The sequence below is a fragment of the Emcibacter sp. SYSU 3D8 genome (assembly GCF_039655875.1).
In the GTDB taxonomy this organism is placed as follows: domain Bacteria; phylum Pseudomonadota; class Alphaproteobacteria; order SMXS01; family SMXS01; genus RI-34.
Genome location: NZ_JBBYXK010000003.1, coordinates 255,020 through 273,574 on the forward strand (window position 1 = coordinate 255,020; position 18,555 = coordinate 273,574).

At 63.4% G+C, this 18,555-nt stretch carries 15 protein-coding genes and 1 riboswitch; of the genes, 9 read left to right on the forward strand and 6 right to left on the reverse strand.

The window, feature by feature from the left end; genetic code table 11:
* The first annotated feature begins 35 nt into the window (after window positions 1–35).
* A complete protein-coding gene (locus WJU21_RS12300) occupies window positions 36–4,262 on the forward strand; it encodes a PAS domain S-box protein (protein WP_346323732.1) in 4,227 nt (1,408 codons plus the stop codon).
* Between the two features lie 142 nt (window positions 4,263–4,404).
* A riboswitch (cyclic di-GMP riboswitch) is annotated at window positions 4,405–4,510 on the forward strand.
* A gap of 11 nt (window positions 4,511–4,521) precedes the next feature.
* A complete protein-coding gene (locus WJU21_RS12305) occupies window positions 4,522–5,280 on the forward strand; it encodes a transglutaminase-like cysteine peptidase (protein ID WP_346323733.1) in 759 nt (252 codons plus the stop codon).
* An 86-nt stretch (window positions 5,281–5,366) separates the two neighbouring features.
* Here WJU21_RS12305 and WJU21_RS12310 read toward each other — a convergent pair whose 3' ends face one another.
* Window positions 5,367–6,083, reverse strand: a complete 717-nt coding sequence (locus WJU21_RS12310; protein WP_346323734.1) for a response regulator transcription factor — start codon at window positions 6,081–6,083, stop codon at window positions 5,367–5,369.
* Window positions 6,084–6,368: 285 nt separating this feature from the next.
* Here WJU21_RS12310 and WJU21_RS12315 point away from each other — a divergent pair, with 285 nt between their 5' ends.
* Together WJU21_RS12315 and WJU21_RS12320 are read left to right on the forward strand one after the other, a co-directional pair.
* Window positions 6,369–7,586, forward strand: coding sequence for a glycosyltransferase family 1 protein (locus tag WJU21_RS12315; RefSeq protein ID WP_346323735.1), 1,218 nt, complete (start codon window positions 6,369–6,371; stop codon window positions 7,584–7,586).
* 68 nt (window positions 7,587–7,654) lie between these two features.
* Window positions 7,655–8,656 (forward strand): hypothetical protein, encoded by a 1,002-nt coding sequence (locus tag WJU21_RS12320; RefSeq protein ID WP_346323736.1) that lies wholly within the window; start codon window positions 7,655–7,657, stop codon window positions 8,654–8,656.
* A gap of 59 nt (window positions 8,657–8,715) precedes the next feature.
* On the opposite strand, the gene WJU21_RS12325 is transcribed toward WJU21_RS12320, so the two are convergent.
* The 4 genes from WJU21_RS12325 to WJU21_RS12340 all read right to left on the reverse strand — a co-directional run bounded on the left by WJU21_RS12325 (window position 8,716) and on the right by WJU21_RS12340 (window position 12,046).
* Window positions 8,716–9,096: a group II truncated hemoglobin gene (locus WJU21_RS12325; RefSeq protein ID WP_346323737.1), complete on the reverse strand. Its 381-nt coding sequence runs from the start codon at window positions 9,094–9,096 to the stop codon at window positions 8,716–8,718.
* A gap of 68 nt (window positions 9,097–9,164) precedes the next feature.
* Window positions 9,165–10,718 carry an AMP-binding protein gene (locus tag WJU21_RS12330; RefSeq protein ID WP_346323738.1) on the reverse strand — a complete coding sequence of 518 codons (1,554 nt, stop codon included), beginning with the start codon at window positions 10,716–10,718 and terminating at the stop codon, window positions 9,165–9,167.
* Window positions 10,719–10,796: 78 nt separating this feature from the next.
* Complete coding sequence (locus WJU21_RS12335; protein ID WP_346323739.1) at window positions 10,797–11,375, reverse strand: EthD domain-containing protein; 579 nt, start codon at window positions 11,373–11,375, stop codon at window positions 10,797–10,799.
* On the reverse strand, window positions 11,375–12,046 hold the full coding sequence (locus WJU21_RS12340; protein ID WP_346323740.1) for an EthD family reductase: 672 nt from the start codon (window positions 12,044–12,046) through the stop codon (window positions 11,375–11,377). The genes WJU21_RS12335 and WJU21_RS12340 overlap by 1 nt, the downstream gene beginning before the upstream one ends.
* A 167-nt stretch (window positions 12,047–12,213) precedes the next feature.
* Between WJU21_RS12340 and WJU21_RS12345 the strand changes: the two genes are divergently transcribed.
* The 3 genes from WJU21_RS12345 (at window position 12,214) to WJU21_RS12355 (ending at window position 15,374) form a co-directional block, all read left to right on the forward strand.
* Window positions 12,214–13,509 carry a cytochrome P450 gene (locus WJU21_RS12345; RefSeq protein WP_346323741.1) on the forward strand — a complete coding sequence of 432 codons (1,296 nt, stop codon included), beginning with the start codon at window positions 12,214–12,216 and terminating at the stop codon, window positions 13,507–13,509.
* Between the two features lie 11 nt (window positions 13,510–13,520).
* Entirely contained in the window at window positions 13,521–14,111 is a 591-nt protein-coding gene (locus tag WJU21_RS12350; protein ID WP_346323742.1) for a carboxymuconolactone decarboxylase family protein, read from the forward strand.
* Between the two features lie 87 nt (window positions 14,112–14,198).
* Complete coding sequence (locus tag WJU21_RS12355; RefSeq protein WP_346323743.1) at window positions 14,199–15,374, forward strand: hypothetical protein; 1,176 nt, start codon at window positions 14,199–14,201, stop codon at window positions 15,372–15,374.
* On the opposite strand, the gene galE is transcribed toward WJU21_RS12355, so the two are convergent.
* A complete protein-coding gene (galE, locus tag WJU21_RS12360) occupies window positions 15,371–16,375 on the reverse strand; it encodes a UDP-glucose 4-epimerase GalE (protein WP_346323744.1) in 1,005 nt (334 codons plus the stop codon). The two genes, WJU21_RS12355 and galE, sit on opposite strands and share 4 nt — an antisense overlap.
* Before the next feature lie 284 nt (window positions 16,376–16,659).
* Between galE and WJU21_RS12365 the strand changes: the two genes are divergently transcribed.
* Complete coding sequence (locus WJU21_RS12365; protein ID WP_346323745.1) at window positions 16,660–17,892, forward strand: outer membrane beta-barrel protein; 1,233 nt, start codon at window positions 16,660–16,662, stop codon at window positions 17,890–17,892.
* Between the two features lie 10 nt (window positions 17,893–17,902).
* Window positions 17,903–18,466, forward strand: a complete 564-nt coding sequence (locus WJU21_RS12370; RefSeq protein ID WP_346323746.1) for a polysaccharide biosynthesis/export family protein — start codon at window positions 17,903–17,905, stop codon at window positions 18,464–18,466.
* The last annotated feature ends 89 nt before the right edge of the window (window positions 18,467–18,555 follow it).

Consider the following 18,555-nt stretch of genomic DNA (forward strand, 5'->3'; position numbering starts at 1 on the left):
ATTGCCCTGCGCGGCCGGAATGCCGGAGCGTGGGCATGAGCGCTGATCCGCGCCTGCCATGGTCCATGCCCGCAAGTCCCGAGATGTGGCGGTTGTTCCTGCAGCATATGCCGGCCTGTGTCGCCGTGCTCGACCGCGACATGCGGTATGTGGCCACCAGCGAACGCTGGATCGAAGACCTGGAACTGACAGGCCGCGACATCATTGGCCAGTCGCACTACGACCTCTTTCCCGGCCTGGACGACACGCGCCGTGAAAGGCACCGCCGCTGCCTTGCCGGTGAAACGATCAGATTGGGCCTCGACGATTATGTGCTGCCGAGCGGCGCGCGGCTGACCGTCAAATGGGAATATGTCCCCTGGCATGACGCCCAAGGCGACATTGCCGGAATGATCATGTTTTCCGAGGTCATGACCCGCCAGCGCATGCTGGAGGAGAAGGTCGAGGCGGAGGCCGACCGCCTGCACCGCGCCGAGATCGTCAGCAAGTCCGGCGCCTGGGAATGGGACGTGGCCGCCAATGTCGTTACCTGGAGCGCGGGCCTGTCGGCATTGCTCGGGCTTGACGACGTAAGAGCCGATGGCGAGCGGCCCAGCTGGACCCGCCTGGTTCATCCCGACGACCGTGACGGGGTCATGAAGCAGGTAGGCCGGGCGTTGGCGGGCGAAATTCCCTACGACATCGAAATGCGCATGCTGCGCGACGATGGAACCATTCTCGATGTCCGGGTAATCGCCGAGATCAGCCGCGACCCGGAGGGCAATCCGTTGTCGGTGTTTGGCGCCATGCAGGATGTTACCGAGCTGCGGCGCAAGGAGCGCGAACTGTCTGCGGTCTATCGCCGCTACCGGCTGGCGAGCGAGGTCTCAGGCACGGCGGCCTGGGAAATCTGGCCGAAGGAAGGGCGGGTTCTTACCGACGAGAATTTCATGCGGCTTATTGGTCGCGCGGGCGAGCCGCCCAGCGAGACCCTCGATGATCTGCAGGCGGCGTTCCCGCCGGAGACCCGCGCGAAGCTGACGCGCATGATCGGCGAAATCGTGGCGGGTAACCGCTCGACCTATGACCTGACGCTGCGCACCAGGCTGCCGGACGGCAAGACCATCTGGCTCAGCGCCTACGGCAAGGTGCTGGGCGGCAGAAAGGGCGAACCGCTTCGCATTGTCGGCACCACCCGCGACGTTACCGATCTGAAGCTGGCCGACCTGGCGCTGCAGAACAGCGAGCGCAATTTGCTGGTGGCGCAGCAGATCGCCAGCGTCGGCAGCTGGGAATGGGATGTTGGCAGCGAGACGTTGAATTGTTCGCCGGAATTGTTGCGGATCTACGGTTATCCAACGACGCGCACCTCGATCCGGCTCGAGGATCTGATGAGCCGCATCCATCCCGATGACGCCGAGCGCGTTACCGTGGGGTTCGGCGAACTCCGATCCGGCGGCGCCGTGAATGTCGAGAGCGAAATGCGCCTGGTGCGGCCCGGACAAGGGACGATCTGGATTCGCGCCATCGCTCGCGGGTTCACCAACGACGCCGGTCGGCTGGTGCGCATGAATGGCGCTGTGGAGGACATTACCGCGCGCAAGGTGGCCGATCGCGAAATCGCTCTCCGCGACAGCGCGCTGCAGAACTCGGTCGGCGCCGTCGCCATGGCCGGTATGGACGGCTACTTCGTATACGCCAATCAGGCATTCCTCGATCTGCTGGGCATTGAGAGCCAGGAAGCGCTGAAAAAGGTCAATGCGCTGGAAACCGTCCGCGATCCCGCAGCGGCGGAAGCTGCCTTTGGGGCGCTGGTGAACGAACCATACCGCTGGGACGGCGAGTTGCCGATTCGCCGCACCAGCGGCGAGCACCGGGACGTTCTGGTTACCGCGGCCGTCCATCGGGCCGTGGGCGAAGAGCCGCTGATCATCGCGTCATACATGGACGTGACCGAACGGAACGCGGCGCTGCGCGATCTTGCCCGCAGCGAACGTCAGCTCCGTCAGGCCCAGACCATGGCGCGCCTGGGCGAAACCGCCTACGACACGGTGACCGGCCGCTACGCCATGCCGGCCCATACCCGGGAAATCCTGGGCCTGGGTGACGAATACGCCACGTTCGACGCGGCGATGGGACGCAAACTGATCCACCCGGACGATTGGAAAAAGATCGACGATGGCGCCCGCCTGCTGATCAAGGGGCTGAGCGACAGTGACATGACCACGTACCGGTTCCTGTCGCCGACCCGCGGCACCCTGCACGTACAGACGATCAATCATGCCGAACGTGACGAGACCGGGCGGGTCACCGGCATGACCGGCATCATCCAGGACGTTACCCATATCAAGCAGGCCGAGGACGAGGCCCGCGAGGCCAGGCGGCGGGCCGAGCGCTATCTGGATATTGCCGGCAGCGTCATCATCGCCCTCGATCCCGACGGCCACATCAACCTGATAAACCGCCAGGGCCGCGAATTGCTGGGCTATTCGGAATCAGAGCTGATCGGCCGCGACTGGTACGATCTGGCTGTGCCCGCGGAATTGCATGACGAACTTCGTGCACGGGTCAACATAATGGCCGACGAGCGCAGCCAGGGCTTCCGGGTCCGTGAGAGCGAGGTGGTCACTCGCACCGGAGAACGGCGGCTGATCGAATGGGTGACATCGCTGCTCTACGACGACGACGACAATTTCGCGGGATGGCTGAGTTCGGGGCGCGACCTCACCGATCTGCGCCAGGCGGAACAGTCGCTGCGCGACAGCGAAGTACGCACGCGGGCGGTAATGGAGGCGGCATCCATCGGTATCGTCACGCTGGATGAGACCGGCTGTATGGTGTCGCTCAATCCAGAAGCCGAGAACATCTTCGGCATGGAGGAGACCCTGCTCTTGGGCCGGAATCTGGCGGATATGTTTGCCCCGTCAGAGCGCGAGTCGTGCGACGCCATGCGTCTGCCTGTTGACGAGGATGAGGCCGGCGGCCACAAAGCGGGCCTTGGCGTGCTGCACGAATTCACCGTGCCCCGCGGCGAGGGCGAAGCCACGCCGGTCGAAATGTCGGTGACCGCAATGGACATCGGCGGGCGCCGTACCTTCGTGGCCGCCATTCAGGATATTACCGAGCGCAAGCGGGCCGAGGCCAAGCTGCAGCAGGTGCAGCGGCTGGAGACCATCGGCCAGCTCACCGGCGGTGTTGCCCACGATTTCAACAACCTGCTGATGGCCATGCAGGTGAATCTGGAACTGCTCAAGGAGATGGTCGAGCACGATCCGGACGGTAACGAATATGCCGATGCGGCGCTCTCTTCCGTCGCGCGCGGCGCCGAACTGACTCGGCGGCTGCTCGCCTTCTCCCGCCGCCAGCCATTGCAGCCCAAGGTGATCGACATCAACGGGCTCGTCACCGAGACGGTGCGCATCCTGCAGCGGACTCTGGGCGAGCAGATTGCCATCGTCAGCGTGCTTGAGCCCGACATCTGGCCGGTCGAGGTCGACCGCGCCCAACTTGAAAACGTGCTGATGAACCTGGCGGTGAATGCGCGCGACGCAATGCCATCGGGCGGGCGCATCACCATCGAAACCGTCAATTCCGTACTCGACGAGCATTATGCGGTGACGCATGGAGACGTCGAGCCCGGCGAGTATGTCATGCTCGCTGTCTCCGATACGGGAACGGGCATGTCGCCGCAGGTGCTGGCGCGCGCATTCGAGCCGTTCTTCACCACCAAGGACGTCGGGCGTGGCAGCGGTCTCGGCCTCAGCATGACCTATGGTTTCGTCAAGCAATCGGGCGGGCACCTCAAGCTGTACAGCGAACTGGGCGTGGGCACGACGATCAAGATCTACTTCCGGCGGGACCGGCGCGGCGTGCAGGTGGAGAAAGCCCGGACTGCCGAACCGGTCGCGCAAACCGGCAACGAGGTGATCCTGCTGATCGAGGACGATGCGAGCGTGCGTCAGACCGTGACGGCGCTGCTCCAGTCGCTTGGCTATACGGTCGTGGTGGCCTCGGACGGACCCGAAGCCCTTGAACTTGTCGAGGGCGGCGTCAAGCCGGACCTGTTGCTTGCCGACATCGTGCTGCCGAAGGGACTGACCGGCCGCCAGGTCTGCGATGCCATCGGCGCGCGCCTTCCCGGCATCAAGACCTTGTACATGTCCGGTTACACCGAAAATGCCATCGTTCATCAGGGTCGGCTGGAGGATGGCGTGGTGCTGCTGTCCAAACCATTCCCGAGACGTCATCTCGCAGAGAAGTTGCGCGAGGTGCTCGATTCGTAGAATCGGCGCCTGATTTGCGGAAAATTTTAACTAATTGGTTTCGAAGCAACAAATCTTAACCATAATTCGGCCATTTTTACCCGGATTGTACTTGAACGAACAGGCTGTACCCTCCTTAATAGAGGTGTAGAAGTTCGTTAACTCCTCGAAACGGCAAACCATCAGGAATGATGGGACGCAAAGCCACCGGCCCGACATCGGATATTCCGCGACTCTGGGATGACCGAAAGGGTAGCGGGGTTTCCGAAAGGGCCAACATATGTCTACCCAGCCTTCTGGCCGCTTGCGGTCGTGGCTTGGCCTGACCGCTGCGTCGATTGCTGCGGTCATGCTCCTCTCCTCTCCCGCGTCCGCCGCGGAGGGGCAGCCCACCTTTACCATCGCCGACCGGATGAATATCGCCGCCGACCCGCTCACCGAAGCGTTTGGCGCCCGCGTGGTCATGCCGCTCGATGTCAAGAATGCGACCCGCTGGGCAGACGTGCTGCGCCGCCAGGAGCAGGCCATGGCAGCACCGGCGGCCTGCGATGACCCGTCGGCCGACCATTGCTTCGCCACTTTCTGGACCGAGACCGTCGCCGAACTGAAGACCCTGCCGCTCGACGAAAGGGTCCGCCGCGTCAACGACCTGGTCAACGAGATGGGCTATTGGTCCGATTGGGACGTCTATCGCAAGGCCGATTACTGGGCGACCCCCGCGGAAATGTTCGAGAAGATGGGCGGCGATTGCGAAGACTTCGCCCTGTTCAAGTATTTCCTGCTGCGCGCCTCGGGCGTATCCGCCGAGGATCTGCGCATGACCCTGGTCGCGTCCGACGACCGGGCGCACATGGTGTCGCTTGTCCTGGTGGACGGCGCCCCGCTGGTGCTGGATTGCATTGCGCTGCAGACCGCCGCGCCGAGCGAGTTGCGCCAATATCAGGCGGTCTATTCGCTTAGCGAAACCGGCGCCTGGTTCCTGGCGGCGGCCGACCAGCCGGCCGGTGTCGCCACGGCCATGGCCGATCTGGGGCGCTGAACCCTTCACCGAGCCCCACAGAGACGGGACTCACGCGAGGCCACTCCCCCTGGCAGCGAATAACGTGGGTCCCGTCCGTTTCTGTCTCAACCAGCCGCGATACTGATGAACCGGTAGCCCTTGCCGCGCACCGTGTGAATGGCTTTCTCGTTCAGGCCGACGTCACGGAACTTGCGGCGGAGCCGGGCCAGATGCACATCGATGCTGCGGTCTTCCGGCTGCCAGGGCCGGCCCAGCGCAAACATGCTCAGACTGTTCTTGTCGACCAGTTCGTCCTGGCTCTGGATCAGCCGGGACAGGATCAGGGTCTCGATCTCCGTGAGATCTGCCTGGGCGTCGGCGGTGCCGCCGAGCTGATTGTTGACCGGGTCCAGGGTCAGGTTGTTGATCCGCCATACATTGCTGGCTGATACCATTCGGGTCCGGCCGGCCCGCGCCCGGCGGATCACGGCATTGACGCGGGCGAGCAATTCCTCGGGTGCGGCGGGCTTTACCAGATAGTCATCGGCCCCGGTATTGAGGCCCTCGACACGGGCGTTCACGTCGCCCTGTCCGGTCAGGATGATGATCGACGCGTCGCAGGCATGGCGCAAATGCCCTGCCAGCGACAATCCGTCACCGTCGGGAAGATTTCGGTCCAGGATGAACAGGTCCACCTGATGGGCGGCAGCAATGGCTCGTGCCTCGCGGCACGACGCGCCGACGATCACGTGGAACCCTGCCAGCGTAAAATATTCGGACACGCCCCGCGAGAGCGCGGGATCGTCCTCGATCAACGCAATAACACTTCCAGCACCTACCACCGACGGCCCCGTCATGGTTGTGAGGTTGTCCGGGACCAAATCGTCCCTATGTCTCACGCCGGATCAGCCCCCACGGCTCCGGCCCGGCTATTCTACCCTGTCACGAGGTGGATGGCAAAACAGTACAACCGAAAGACGTATTGACGGAACCGCGCGCGACGGAAGCTGTTGATGTGGCAATGTCGCGCAATGCTGCCGGCTGCGGATAAGTGTCTCGGTCCATTGTTCCTCCTGCTGCCGATGCCGTAGTATGGGCCGATGCCGAACAAGGGCTCTCAACCGGCCATGCCAGATCAATCGATTCGCCTCGCGCTGTTCTCGGGCAACTACAATTATGTGACCGACGGCGCAGCAGTAGCCCTCAACCACCTGGTCGCTCATCTCGAGCGCCGGGGAATCGAATCGCTTGTCTTCTCACCCACTGCGGATCATCCAGCCTTCGAGCCTGCGGGAACCCTGGTGTCGGTGCCCTCGATCGCCATCCCGGGACGATCCGAGTACCGGGTTGCGCTGGGCCTGCCGCGCGAGCAGCGCCGACGGCTGCGGGAATTCCGGCCGACGCTGTTCCACCTGTCGGCGCCCGACCTTCTCGGCTATGCGGCGCGCGGTCTAGCCCGGCAATGGGGCATTCCGCTGGTTGCCTCGTTCCACACCCGCTACGACACCTATTTCCGCTATTACCGGATGGCCTGGCTGGAAAGCACGGCGACCCGCTACCTGCGGCACTTCTATCGGCCCTGCGAGCAGATTTACGTACCGTCGGAATCCACGGCCCAGGTGCTCCGTGAACAGCACATGTCCCGAGACGTGCGAATCTGGAGCCGGGGTGTGGACGACGGGCGGTTCAATCCGGACAAGCGCGACCTGCAATGGCGGCGTGCTCTGGGTTTCGGAGATGACGAGACGGTCATTGCCTTCGTCGGCCGGTTGGTGCTCGAAAAGGGAATCGACTGCTTTGCGCGCACCATCGCCGGGCTGCGCGAAAGGGGTGTTGTACATCGCGTGCTGGTGGTGGGAGACGGCCCCGAGCGGACACGGTTCAAGGAGATGCTGCCCGACGACGCCGTATTCACCGGCTATCTCGATGGCGACGATCTCGCGCGGGCCTATGCGTCGTCGGAACTGTTTCTCAATCCTAGCGTCACCGAGACTTTTGGTATCGTCACCCTGGAATCGATGGCGGTCGGCCTGCCGTCTGTCTGTGCCGATGCCACCGGATCCCAATCGCTGGTCGCTGATGGCGAAAGCGGCTTTCTGGTGCGCCCCGACGATGAACGGGGATTTGTCGACGCAGTGGCGAGACTGGTCGCCGATCCGGCGTTGCGGGCCCGGATGGGAAGCGCGGCCCGTGAGCGCTCGAGAGACTATACGTGGGACGCCGTCATCGAGACGCTGGTACAGCATTATTGCGAGGTGCTCGAGCGGCACCGCGCCGGTGCCGCCGACGGCGCGTCCGGCGCTGCCCGGCGCCGGGTGCTGGTCGATGACGCCGCGCTGACCTGACACTCGGGCTTTTCAATTTCCGGACAATGCTTTATGCCGCTGGGGCGGCGCGAGAACAGGGGACGCGGTTGACGGTTGGACGGAAATCGCAGTTCTTCTCGGTGCCTGCGTGGAACCAGTGGCTGTCGCGCCGTCCGGTGAAGCTGGCGTTGAAGGGGCTGCAGCTGCTGCTGGTCAGCGCCGTGGTGGTCTATCTGATCAGCCGCGTGTCCGAGATCGGCTGGAGCGAAGTGCGCCGCTCGCTGCCGGAGTCCATATGGTTCTACATATTGTTCGGCGCCATGTACTTCGTCATTCCGGTATCCGAACTGGTCAGCTACCGGGTGTTGCGCTGGCCCATCTCCTTCTGGTCCAGCCTGCCCATGTTCGTGCGCAAGCGGGTCTACAATTATGCGGTGATGAGCTATTCGGGCGAGGCCTACATGTTCCTGTGGGCCAAGCGTCACCTGCCGTTCAACGGGCGCCAGATATTGTCCATGGTCAAGGACAACAATCTGCTGTCGGGGCTGGCGTCCAATACGTTCACCCTGTTGCTGGTGGCGGCGTTCTTCGCCACCGGCCAACTCGATACGATCACTCGCGCCCAGCCCGATGCGGGCAGCTACATAGCCGCCACTGTCCTTGTCGGCGTCCTGATGGTGCTGGTGGTGCTGGGCCTCAATCGCCGGATCCTGAGCGTGCCGTTCCCCATGGCGGCACGGATCACCGGCATCCATGGACTCCGCGTGGTGCTGATCCTGCTGCTCCAGACGGCGCAGTGGGCGGTCGTATTCCCGCACGTTCCGTTTCTCACCTGGCTGCTGTTCCTGACCGCCCAGATGGTGCTTACGCGGCTGCCGTTCCTGCCCAACCAGGACCTGATGATGGTCGGTCTGGGCATGAGCCTCACGCACTATGTCGATGCGCCGGAAGCGGCGGTCGCCGGCATGTTCCTGGTCTCGGGCGCCATGTTCCAGGCGGTCAATCTGGCGTTCTTCCTGGTGACCTCCGTGGGTGACCACGCGCCGCGGCATGAATCCCTCGATCCGGAAGACATGATCGAGGACGAGCCCGAGCGGACAGCGCCCTGACAGGTTGGTGGGGCTGAGCCGTTCCCGCGGCTGGCGAATACTTGCGGGGGCCGACGCGCTCAGGGGCGATTGCGGACTGTGTCGGCGATGCGGAAAAACGGCGCCTTGGCGGCCTGACGCAGTTCCTCGGGCGCGCCCACGTCCTCCAGCGCCTGGTCCATGCAGCGCAGCCACTGGTCGCGTTCCTTCTCGCCGATCGCGAATGGCGCATGGGCCTGCGTCAGGCATACGCGGCCGGTTTTCTGCCGGTACAGATGCGGACCACCCAGCCAGCCTGACAGATAATCGAACAGCTTTTCCCGGATCTCGGTCAGATCACTCCCGTGCATGGCCCGGATGTCGCGGGCGTCCGTCCGGCTGTCCATCGCATCGTAGAAGGCATTGGCGAGGGCGCGAACGCCTGCCTCACCGCCCAGCATGTCATAGGGGGTCGTTCCCATCTGGCTCTCCCGGCGTCAATTCCAGGCAAGAGCCTATGGCGGCGGTTGCCGGCCGTCCTTGCGCAGGATCAACCGACGCGGCTGGTCTGGTTCTTCCAGTAGGGCTCGCGCAACTCGCGCTTCAGGATCTTGCCCGATCCGGTGCGCGGAATGTCGTCGATGAAGTCCACCGAGCGCGGCACCTTGTAGCTGGCCATGTGTTCGCGGGCATAGGCGATCACCTCCGGCGGTGTCAGGCCGCTGCCGGGACGGGGCACGACGATGGCGTGGACGCTCTCGCCCCATTCCTCGCTGGGGATGCCGAATACCGCAACGTCCATCACGTCGGGATGATGCTCGAGCGAATCCTCGATCTCGGCGGGATAGATGTTCATGCCGCCCGAGATGATCATGTCCTTCTTGCGGTCGCAGATGTAATAGAAGCCTTCCTCGTCGAAATAGGCCACGTCACCCACGGTCTGCTTGTCGCCCTTGCGGTCCTTCAGGAACTGCTCGCGCGCCTTGTAATATTCGGTGAACACGCCCGGGCTGCGGATGAACAGCTCGCCCGGCGTGTGCGGCTTGGTCACCACGTTGCCGTCGTCATCCAGCAGGAAAATCTCGACGCCCGGCGCGGGCTTGCCGCATGAGCCGGGCTTGGAAAGCTGGTATTCGGGCGTCAAAATGGTGTTCACCCCAAGCTCGGTCGAGCCATAGACCTCGAACAGCGACAGCGGCGGAAACCGGTCCAGATACATCTTCTTGAGCGCATAGGACCACGGCGCCGCGTTGGCGATCAGCACCCGCATGGAACTGACGTCGTATTTCGCGAACACGGCGTCATCGACCTGGCAGATGCGCCGGATCGGGGTCGGCGCCGAGAAGCTGGATGATACCTTGTACTTGTCCACCAGCCTCAGCCAGTCCTCGGCATCGAATTTCCGTTGCAGGATCACGGTCTGGCCCATGCCGAGCCCCATGCTCATGAACGACGACGGACCCGAGTGATAAAGCGGCCCGGTGGTGATGTAGATGTCGTCCGGCCGGTAGCCGATCAGTTCCATCAGCTTCATCGCCAGTTCGGCGTTGCCCATATTGTCGCGGTAGGCGCCCTTCGGCCGGCCGGTGGTGCCCGACGTATAGATCATGGAATTGGCCTGGCCGGGCAGCAGCCGGGGCATGATGGTCTCGGCCGTGGATTTCGCCATCAGCGCGTCGGCGCTCAGCATGTCCTTGCCGGGCGGCCCGTCGAAGATGACGATCTGGCGCACCTTGGGGATATCCTTGCGGAGCTGCTCCAGCACCGGCACGAATTCGGCATCGGCAAAGATGAAGTCGGCATCCGAATTGTCGGCGATATAGGCGACTTCCTCGGGCGCGAGCCGGTAGTTCATCGGCACCGCGGTTGCCCCGCACTTGCGGCCGGCGGCCATCATGGCGACGATCCAGGGCGAGTTGCGGCCGAACCAGATGACCCGGTTCTTCGGCTCCAGCCCCAGCGCCAGGAAGGCATTGCCCAGCCGGTTGGCATTCTCCTCCAGCTCGGCATAGGTCCAGCGGATCAGCGTGCCGTCAGGCCGGTCGTCGATCACCGCGAGCTTGTCCGGCTGCGCGCGCGAGATATCGGTCAACGGATCGTTCATCGCCAGTTCCCCTTGTTACCGTGCGGTTCTTCCCCGGACGCAGCAGACCAGCAGGGACGGCGGATCGTCAAGCCTCGATCACGCCTTGATGACGAACTCCTTGACGATCATGACCTCGAGGCTTGCCGTATCCCGCATGGCCGGCGCGGCCGCATTGGCGACACCGGGATTGGCGAACCAGCTGGAATCGTAGCCGCCGCAGAATGCCGGAGTGTCGCCGCGCAGGATGTTCCGCGTATAGCGCGCAACCGTCGGCATGGCGAAGACAGGCGGCACCTTGCCGGCCATGGTCCGCAAGGTCCGCAGGATCTTCATGCCCTCGCGCGGCCATTTGGCCTGCTTGACCAGCTTTTCGTCCACCGGCAGCACCACCTGGCTGTCCGGGTCGATGAACATGGCCTCCTGGAACGCCACTTCCTCCCAGAACGGCGAGCCGGGTTCGCGCACCAGCGCGTCGGCACTTTCCAGCCAGACCTCGGCGCAGCCGTGGAAGCGGGAGGCCGCGGTGAGTGTGCCGGGCAGCGGGTGATTCTGCACATAGCGCACCAGACCGGGCATCCTCATCACCAGTTCGGCGTGGGTATCCACCCAGTAGTCGTGGAACTCGGCATGCCCGATGTCCGGGCGCTTGCGGAAGAATGAGGCGAATTTCAGCATCAGGCCTTGATCACATGTTCGGTCACCATCATGCGGATGGTCGCGGCATTATCCTTGAACGCCGGTTCGTCGGCGTCCACCGCCTTGTGCTCCGGTGTCGGGCCCGAGGCGCGCGCGTCGGCGAGGCTGTCAAACCAGGTGGCGCCGTACCCGTCGCAGAATATGGCGGCGCCCGACCTGTAGGCTCCTGCCTTCACATGATTCTGCACGTGCCGGCGCACTCCCGGAATCGCGGCAACCAGCGGGCCGTGTACATCCTTCCAGTGCCGCTGGAACGAGGCGACATCCATGCCCGGCTTGCGTGTCGCGGTCTTGATGCTTTTCACGCCGCTGCGTGGCCATTCGCCATCCAGAATGGTGTGCTCGTCGACGAGCAGCAGGGCCAGCGACGACCGGTCGATGAATTTCATCTCGTCGGCGACCACTTCGGGCCAATAGCTGCTGGCCATGTTCAGCTTCATCGCCTCGGCGTTCTCGAACCACACCTCGACCACGCCGTCATACAGCGGCTCGGCGCCGGCGCGCGTTTCGGGAAGCGGATGGTTCTGGGTGTAACGGACCAATCCCTGGAGGCCCATCACCACCCTGGAATGGTTGGCCAGCCAGTAGTCGTAGAATTCGTCATCGGGCATGCCCGGACGTTTCCGAAAGAACTCCACCGCCTTCAGCATCGCATCGTCTCCCCGGTTCCCCTGTGCATTCCAGCACGCGGGCACAATACGGTCACGCATGAATTTTCGTGGACTCGATACAGTGCCTGACGCATCCTTACCCCGGATGCGAGGGGAGCGCGACCGTGGGGATGGTGTGCGCTCCGTAGTTCAGCAAGGAGTACACAGTGACCGACGTCGAAGTGAACCGCATGGCCGACCCCATCCGGCCCGATTCCCCCGAAGAGGTGAACCTTCTCGACGTCGAGACCCAGGAATGCCCGTACCCCGCCTACAAGATGCTGCGCGACCAGGCGCCGATCTGGAAGGACCCGGTCACCGGCTTCTACACCGTCACCCGTTATGAGGATCTGCGCCAGGTATTGATGGACACCGAGGCGTTCTCCAGCGACCGCAGCGTCGAGGACACCCGCATCAACACCGAGCGCTCCAGGCGCATGAAGCAGCTCTACGAGGAAAAGGGCTGGCTGCCGGCCGCGACCCTCGCCGCGCGCGACGATCCGGACCACCGCGCCCTGCGCAACCTGTTCGACAAGACCTTCCGCGCCGGCAAGATCAAGGAACTGGACGGCGACGTCGAGACGCTGGCCTACCGCCTGATCGACGCCTTCATCGAGGACGGCCACTGCGACTGGGTGCGCCAGTTCGCCGTGCCGCTGCCGCTGATCATCATCGGCCGCCAGATGGGCGCGAAGGAAGAGGACATCTGGCAGATCAAGGCGTGGACCGACGCCTGGGTCAAACGCCTCGGCATGATGCAGACCGAGGAGGAGGAACGCTGGTCGGTCGAGATGGAGCTGCAGCAGCAGCACTATTTCCAGCCGATCATCGAGCGGCTGCGCCGGGAGCCGGACAATTCGCTGCTGTCCGATCTGGTCAACACCTTCATTCCGGAATGGAACCGCACCCTCAACGAGAACGAGCTGCATGCCGAGCTTACCGGCGACACCTTCGTCGGCGGCTCGGAGACCAGCACCAACGCGCTGTCGGCCGGCATCATGCTGCTGGCCGAGGACAAGGACAGTTGGGTCAAGCTGAAGTCCGACCCGGGCAAGTACCTGAAGACTTTCAGCGAGGAGGTGCTGCGCCTGGAAGGCCCGGTGCAGGGCCTGTTCCGCGTCGCCGCCCGCGATATCGAGATGCACGGCGTCACCATCCCGAAGGGCGCCGTCATCAATACCCGCTATGCCGCCGCCAACCGCGACGAGCGCCATTTCGAGAACCCGGACAAGCTGGACCTGGACCGCAAGAACGCCGGCAGTCACCTGGCGTTCGGCTCGGGCATCCATCACTGCCTGGGCGCGCCGCTGGCCCGCCGCGAACTGTACTGGGGCTTCAAGGCCTTCGTCGACAGGATCGACGACTTCTGGCTGGCGCCGGGCCGCAACAAGCTGCGTCACCAGCCGAACTTCTGCCTGCGGGCGCTCAAGGAACTTCACATCGAATTCACGCCTAGGAAATAGGAGCCGAACCAATGACCCGAGTTGCCAAGGTCGAGATCGAGAACTGGGATCCGGAACTGCGCGCCATGACCCGCGCCGACGAGGCGACGCCTCTGGAACAGGGCCTGATGCGCATCTTCGCCAATGTCCCCGAGCTGGCGAAGGCCTTTGTCGGGTTCGGCGGGGCGATGAAGCGCACCCGCACATTGTCGCCGCGGCTGGTCGAACTGGTGCGCCTGCGCGTTGCCTTCCACAACCAGTGCCGGTCGTGCATGGCGATCCGCTACACCGAGGCCGCCAATGACGGCGTCACCGAGGATCTGGTGTGCTCGCTGGAGCGTCCGGCCGAGGCCGCCAACCTTACCGAGGCGGAAAAGGCCGCCATCGATTATGGCGAGCGTTTCGCCACCAACCATCTGTCGATCGACGACGCGGTCTACGACAATCTGCGCAAGCACTTCACCGAGGCGCAGATCGTCGAGCTGGGCACCACGGTGGCGTTCTTCGTCGGCTTCGGCCGTCTCGCCGCCACCTGGCACATGGTCGAGGAACTGCCGAAGACCTTCCAGGAGAGTGACGAGGTCATCGCCCCCTGGAAGCAGGAAGCCATTCTGGTCCGATAAAGCGGTATTCCATCGGCTCCGTTCCTGCCATGCTCGTCTTGCTGGAAATAGCCAGTGGGACGAGCGGCTTGGGGACGCGCGGAGCCGATGAAGACGTTTCGCAGAATTTCATTTGTCTGTCTGGGATTGTTTCTGCTCGCCGCAGTGGGTGCGGTGCTCACAGCTGCATTCCTGATCCGACCTTATCATCCGATGTTGGCGGACGAGCCGCTTGCTGGCCGCATTATCGACGGTAAATCCGCCGCTGGAAGGATATGGCTGGTCGGTGGCATCGGCCCTGTGAAGTCGCTGATCTCGCTTGACCACAATCTGACACATCTGGCGTCGCATTATGGCCGGGGTGTCGTTGCGATTAGTGATGGCGAAGGCGGACCTTGGGTTCTGCTAGTACGGGATATCCCGAATTGGTTGTTCTACCGTGGCGGTGCTTTTCAGGTTCGGGTACGCGTCGACCGATGGAATGGTGACCGCTTCCTGCCCGGCGCTTGGGTGCGGCTTGGCAAAATGGAGGTGCCGATTGGCGTGGTCGTCGACGATGGCGCCCCCGTTGTCCTGACCAGCAACGCCCTCTACGCCTCATCCGGAGCCGGGTGGAAGCGAACGGCGCTCAAAGGTGCCGTGCTGCGCGTCGGATCCGGGTTTCATTTTGATTCTCAAGTGACGCCGCGTGATGACAGCGTCATCTATGCCGGGAGCAATCTAGGTGAGTGGGGTGGCGGCATCCAGCGTATAGATATTGCCACCGGTATCGTCACCGAAACTGGAGAGACCAGTCCAGTTACCGGTTTGGCAGCGGATCGCGAGCGCAGCGATTGCGTTCTGGCTGCCGTAGGCCTCAGGCATTTTGGTGAACATGGCCGCGTGGTCCGCGTCTGTCCCGACGGTATGGAAGTCGTTCTGGAGAGAAAGCATAAGGAACTGTCCGGCACCCTTGTAGATGAGTGGTCCGAGGCAATGTCCGGTATCGCGGTCACCGACGGCGAGTTCTGGACCTCGACCTACGAGAGCACGTTCACGCAGGAATTGCTGCCGAGCGATCCGGCTTCGAAATCGAAATCCTATCTCGTCCGGGAAGACCGCCGTCGGCACGTTCTATACCGGCTCGGCGCAGGGCAGGTCGCGCGATATCAAATGCCGAAACCGGCGAGCGCAAATGGGCTGTACGTCGCCCGCCCACATCCTAAGGTCCTCGTGATCGCAACGAACATCAAGGGACCTTTGGAAAAGGGGCGCTTCAAGCCCCTGCTGATCGCCCTCGACTAGCCCAGCCCAACCCGCTTGCGCTCCCAGTCGAGCGCTGTCTTCACGATCAACTCCAGGTCGTCATGCTCGGGCTGCCAGCCCAGCAGGCCACGGATGCGGCTGGCCTCGGCCACCAGCTCGGCCACGTCGCCGGCGCGCCGCGGCGCCATCTCGATCGGTATCTTCCGGTTCGACACCCGCTCCAGCGCCCCGATCACCTGTTTTACGGAACTGCCCCTGCCATAGCCGCAATTCAGCACCTGGCTGTCGCCGCCGCCGCGCAGATAATCGAGGGCGCGCACATGGGCGTTGGCCAGGTCGACCACATGGATATAGTCGCGCACGCCGGTGCCGTCGCTGGTGGGGTAATCGCCGCCGAAGATCGCCAGTCTGTCGCGCTGGCCGGTCAGCGTCTCCACCGCCAGCTTGATCAGGTGGGTGGCGTTTCTCGACGCCTGGCCGCGCCGTCCCTGCAAATCCGCGCCCGCCACGTTGAAATAGCGCAGCGCCACATAGCGCAGGCTGTGGGCGGCTGCCGTGTCGCGCAGCATCCATTCCGACATCAGCTTGGATGACCCATAGGGCGAGATCGGCAGGGTTGGGGCGTTCTCGGGCACGGGGACGAGCGTTGTGTCGCCATAGACCGCCGCCGTCGATGAGAAGATGAACCGATCGACGCCGTTTTCGACGCAGGCCTGCAGCAGTCCGTGCGTGTTGATTGTGTTGTTCCGATAGTAGGCCAGCGGATCGGCGACGGATTCCGGCACCACGATCGAACCGGCGAAGTGCAGCACCGCGTCGATACCGTCGGCCAGGATCTCCGCCAGCAAGGTCCGGTCGGCCAGGTCGCCCTCGATGAACCGGGCGCCGCCGGGCGCCATCGCCCTGTCGCCGTTCGACAGGTTATCGAGGATAAGGACCTCGTTGCCGGCATCCAGCAATTGCTGGGCCGTATGGCTGCCGATATAGCCTGCGCCGCCGGTGACGAGGACCTTGGCGCTGATGCCGCTGTCTGAAGACAAATCTGTTCATCCATGTGTCCGTGGTGTGGCAACGCACAGTGACATGCGCCGTGGAATCCAATATGTATCGTATCAACGAACACTGCCGATAGCAGGGTTTGTCAGGGCCAGTGTGTGATCGTGCGTGCCGCAGGCAATGCGCGAACCAGCCGGATGGGACCCCAGCGCGGGCCTTCCGCGGGCCTGACGCCGGCGGGTGGTGGGCAAGGGGGTCCGGAATGTCGACAGCGGCTGGGTTTGGAATGACGGTGGCAAAGGGTGCCATTTGGCGTGTTGCCGCGGCCATGACCATCCTGTCAGCCGGTGTCGTTGCGCCGACCGGCGCCGTCGCCGTCGAGTTTGGCAAGGCGGTGATCGACGAAACCGTGCAGGGCCGGGTGCACCGGGGCTATGAGGCCATCGGCATCAGGGCGGGCAGTTTCATGTTCTATCCGGCCCTGGATGTGCGCGGCGAATACAACGACAACATCTATGCCACACGCGGCGCGAAGGTCGATGATGTCATCGCCATCGTCAAGCCGCAGATCACGGGCCGCTCGCTCTGGCAGCGTCACTCGCTCACCATGACCGCCTATGGCGATTTCGGCATCTATACGAGCAATTCCAGCGAGAATTACGAGGATGCCGGCGTAACCACGGAAGGCCGCATCGATATCGCCGAGCACAGCCAGTTGACGGCGAGACTGGCGGCGCAACGTGACCACGAGCGGCGGGATTCGCCGGATGACGCCCGCGGTATCAACCCCACGATTTACTACCGCCTGTCACCGGAGTTGCGCTTCGAGCAGCGCGTCAACCGCATGGCGTTCCGGATCAAGAGCACCCTCGACTACCTGGATTTCAATGACGTTGAATCCAGCACGGGCGTGATCATCGACGAGGACGACCGCGACCGGCTGACATGGACGCTGGAAGGCCGCGCCGGATACGACGTTTCCGAAAACGTGCAGGTCTATGTCAGCGGGCTGATGGACCGGCGCACCTATGACGAGGCATTCGACGACAACGGATTCCAGAGGAATTCGAAGGGATTTGGCGTTTTCGGCGGGGTCATCGTCGAGATTACCGGCACCATTTCGGCCGAAGGCTATGTCGGCTACCGAAGCCAGTCGTTCAAGGATATGGCCCTGGTCGATATCGACGGCGTGGCAGGCGGCCTGAATTTCATCTGGGCGCCGACCAAGCTGACGACAGTCACGATCAGCGGCGAACGGACCGTCGAGGAAACAACGCTTGTCGGGAGTACCGCGTCGCTCAACACGTCGTTCGGCTTGACAGTGGACCACGAGCTGCGCCGCAACCTTGTGATAACGTTGTCGGGCGGATATTTGAACCGGCACTACGAGGGCATTGCGCGCGACGACGACAATTGGCGGGGAGGCCTCGGCATGCAATACCTCATCAGCCGTCACTTCCGGTTGCGGGCAGGGTACAATTACAATTCCCGCCGCTCCAACGTGTTCGGCAACGGCTATGACACAAACACCGCTTATGTGAACCTTCATGTGGACTACTGAAAATGCAACCATGCCCCGGCCGATGCGCGGACTGTTCCTGACCGCCGCGGCGGCTATCGCCGTTCTTTTCGCTGTGATCGCCGCGCCAGCCAGCGCGCAGCCGGCCGATGTCACGCACCAATACATCCTGGGCCCCGGCGACCAGATCCGCCTTACGGTATTCGGCGAGAGCGATCTCTCGGGCGAATTCAAGGTTGGCGACGATGGCATGGTCTCGTTGCCTCTGATCGGCCAGATCGCGGCGAAGGGGCTGACCCCGGCCGCGCTCGAACAGACCATCAGCGACAAGCTCACGCCGGACTACGTCAAGAATCCGAACGTCAATGTCGAGGTGATGAGCTATCGGCCCTTCTTCATCATCGGCGAAGTGAACAAGCCCGGAAGCTATCCCTACCAGAGCGGCATGACCGCGCTCGAGGCGGTGGCACTGGCGGGCGGGTTTACCTACCGCGCCAAGACCGAGCAGGTCCTGATCAAACGCTCCGTGGGGACCGCGTCCGGCGAAGATCTGCAGCCTATCGAGACGACTGTCATGCCCGGCGATGTCATCAAGGTTCGCGAGCGGTACTTCTGATCATGGACCACCGTTTGTTCGCTTCAGCACGCCAGCCTGCCGTCCTGTTCCTGCACGCCTGCGCGCCGCGCGCGGGCGCGATCGTCACG

Coding starts and splice junctions, on each gene's coding strand:
- WJU21_RS12355 (WP_346323743.1), top strand. CDS start 14,199: ATGAAGACGTTTCGCAGAATTTCATTTGTCTGTCTGGGATTGTTTCTG.
- WJU21_RS12340 (WP_346323740.1), bottom strand. CDS start 12,046: ATGCTGAAGGCGGTGGAGTTCTTTCGGAAACGTCCGGGCATGCCCGAT.
- WJU21_RS12350 (WP_346323742.1), top strand. CDS start 13,521: ATGACCCGAGTTGCCAAGGTCGAGATCGAGAACTGGGATCCGGAACTG.
- WJU21_RS12365 (WP_346323745.1), top strand. CDS start 16,660: ATGACCATCCTGTCAGCCGGTGTCGTTGCGCCGACCGGCGCCGTCGCC.
- WJU21_RS12370 (WP_346323746.1), top strand. CDS start 17,903: ATGCCCCGGCCGATGCGCGGACTGTTCCTGACCGCCGCGGCGGCTATC.
- WJU21_RS12300 (WP_346323732.1), top strand. CDS start 36: ATGAGCGCTGATCCGCGCCTGCCATGGTCCATGCCCGCAAGTCCCGAG.
- WJU21_RS12315 (WP_346323735.1), top strand. CDS start 6,369: ATGCCAGATCAATCGATTCGCCTCGCGCTGTTCTCGGGCAACTACAAT.
- WJU21_RS12305 (WP_346323733.1), top strand. CDS start 4,522: ATGTCTACCCAGCCTTCTGGCCGCTTGCGGTCGTGGCTTGGCCTGACC.
- WJU21_RS12335 (WP_346323739.1), bottom strand. CDS start 11,375: ATGCTGAAATTCGCCTCATTCTTCCGCAAGCGCCCGGACATCGGGCAT.
- WJU21_RS12330 (WP_346323738.1), bottom strand. CDS start 10,718: ATGAACGATCCGTTGACCGATATCTCGCGCGCGCAGCCGGACAAGCTC.
- WJU21_RS12325 (WP_346323737.1), bottom strand. CDS start 9,096: ATGGGAACGACCCCCTATGACATGCTGGGCGGTGAGGCAGGCGTTCGC.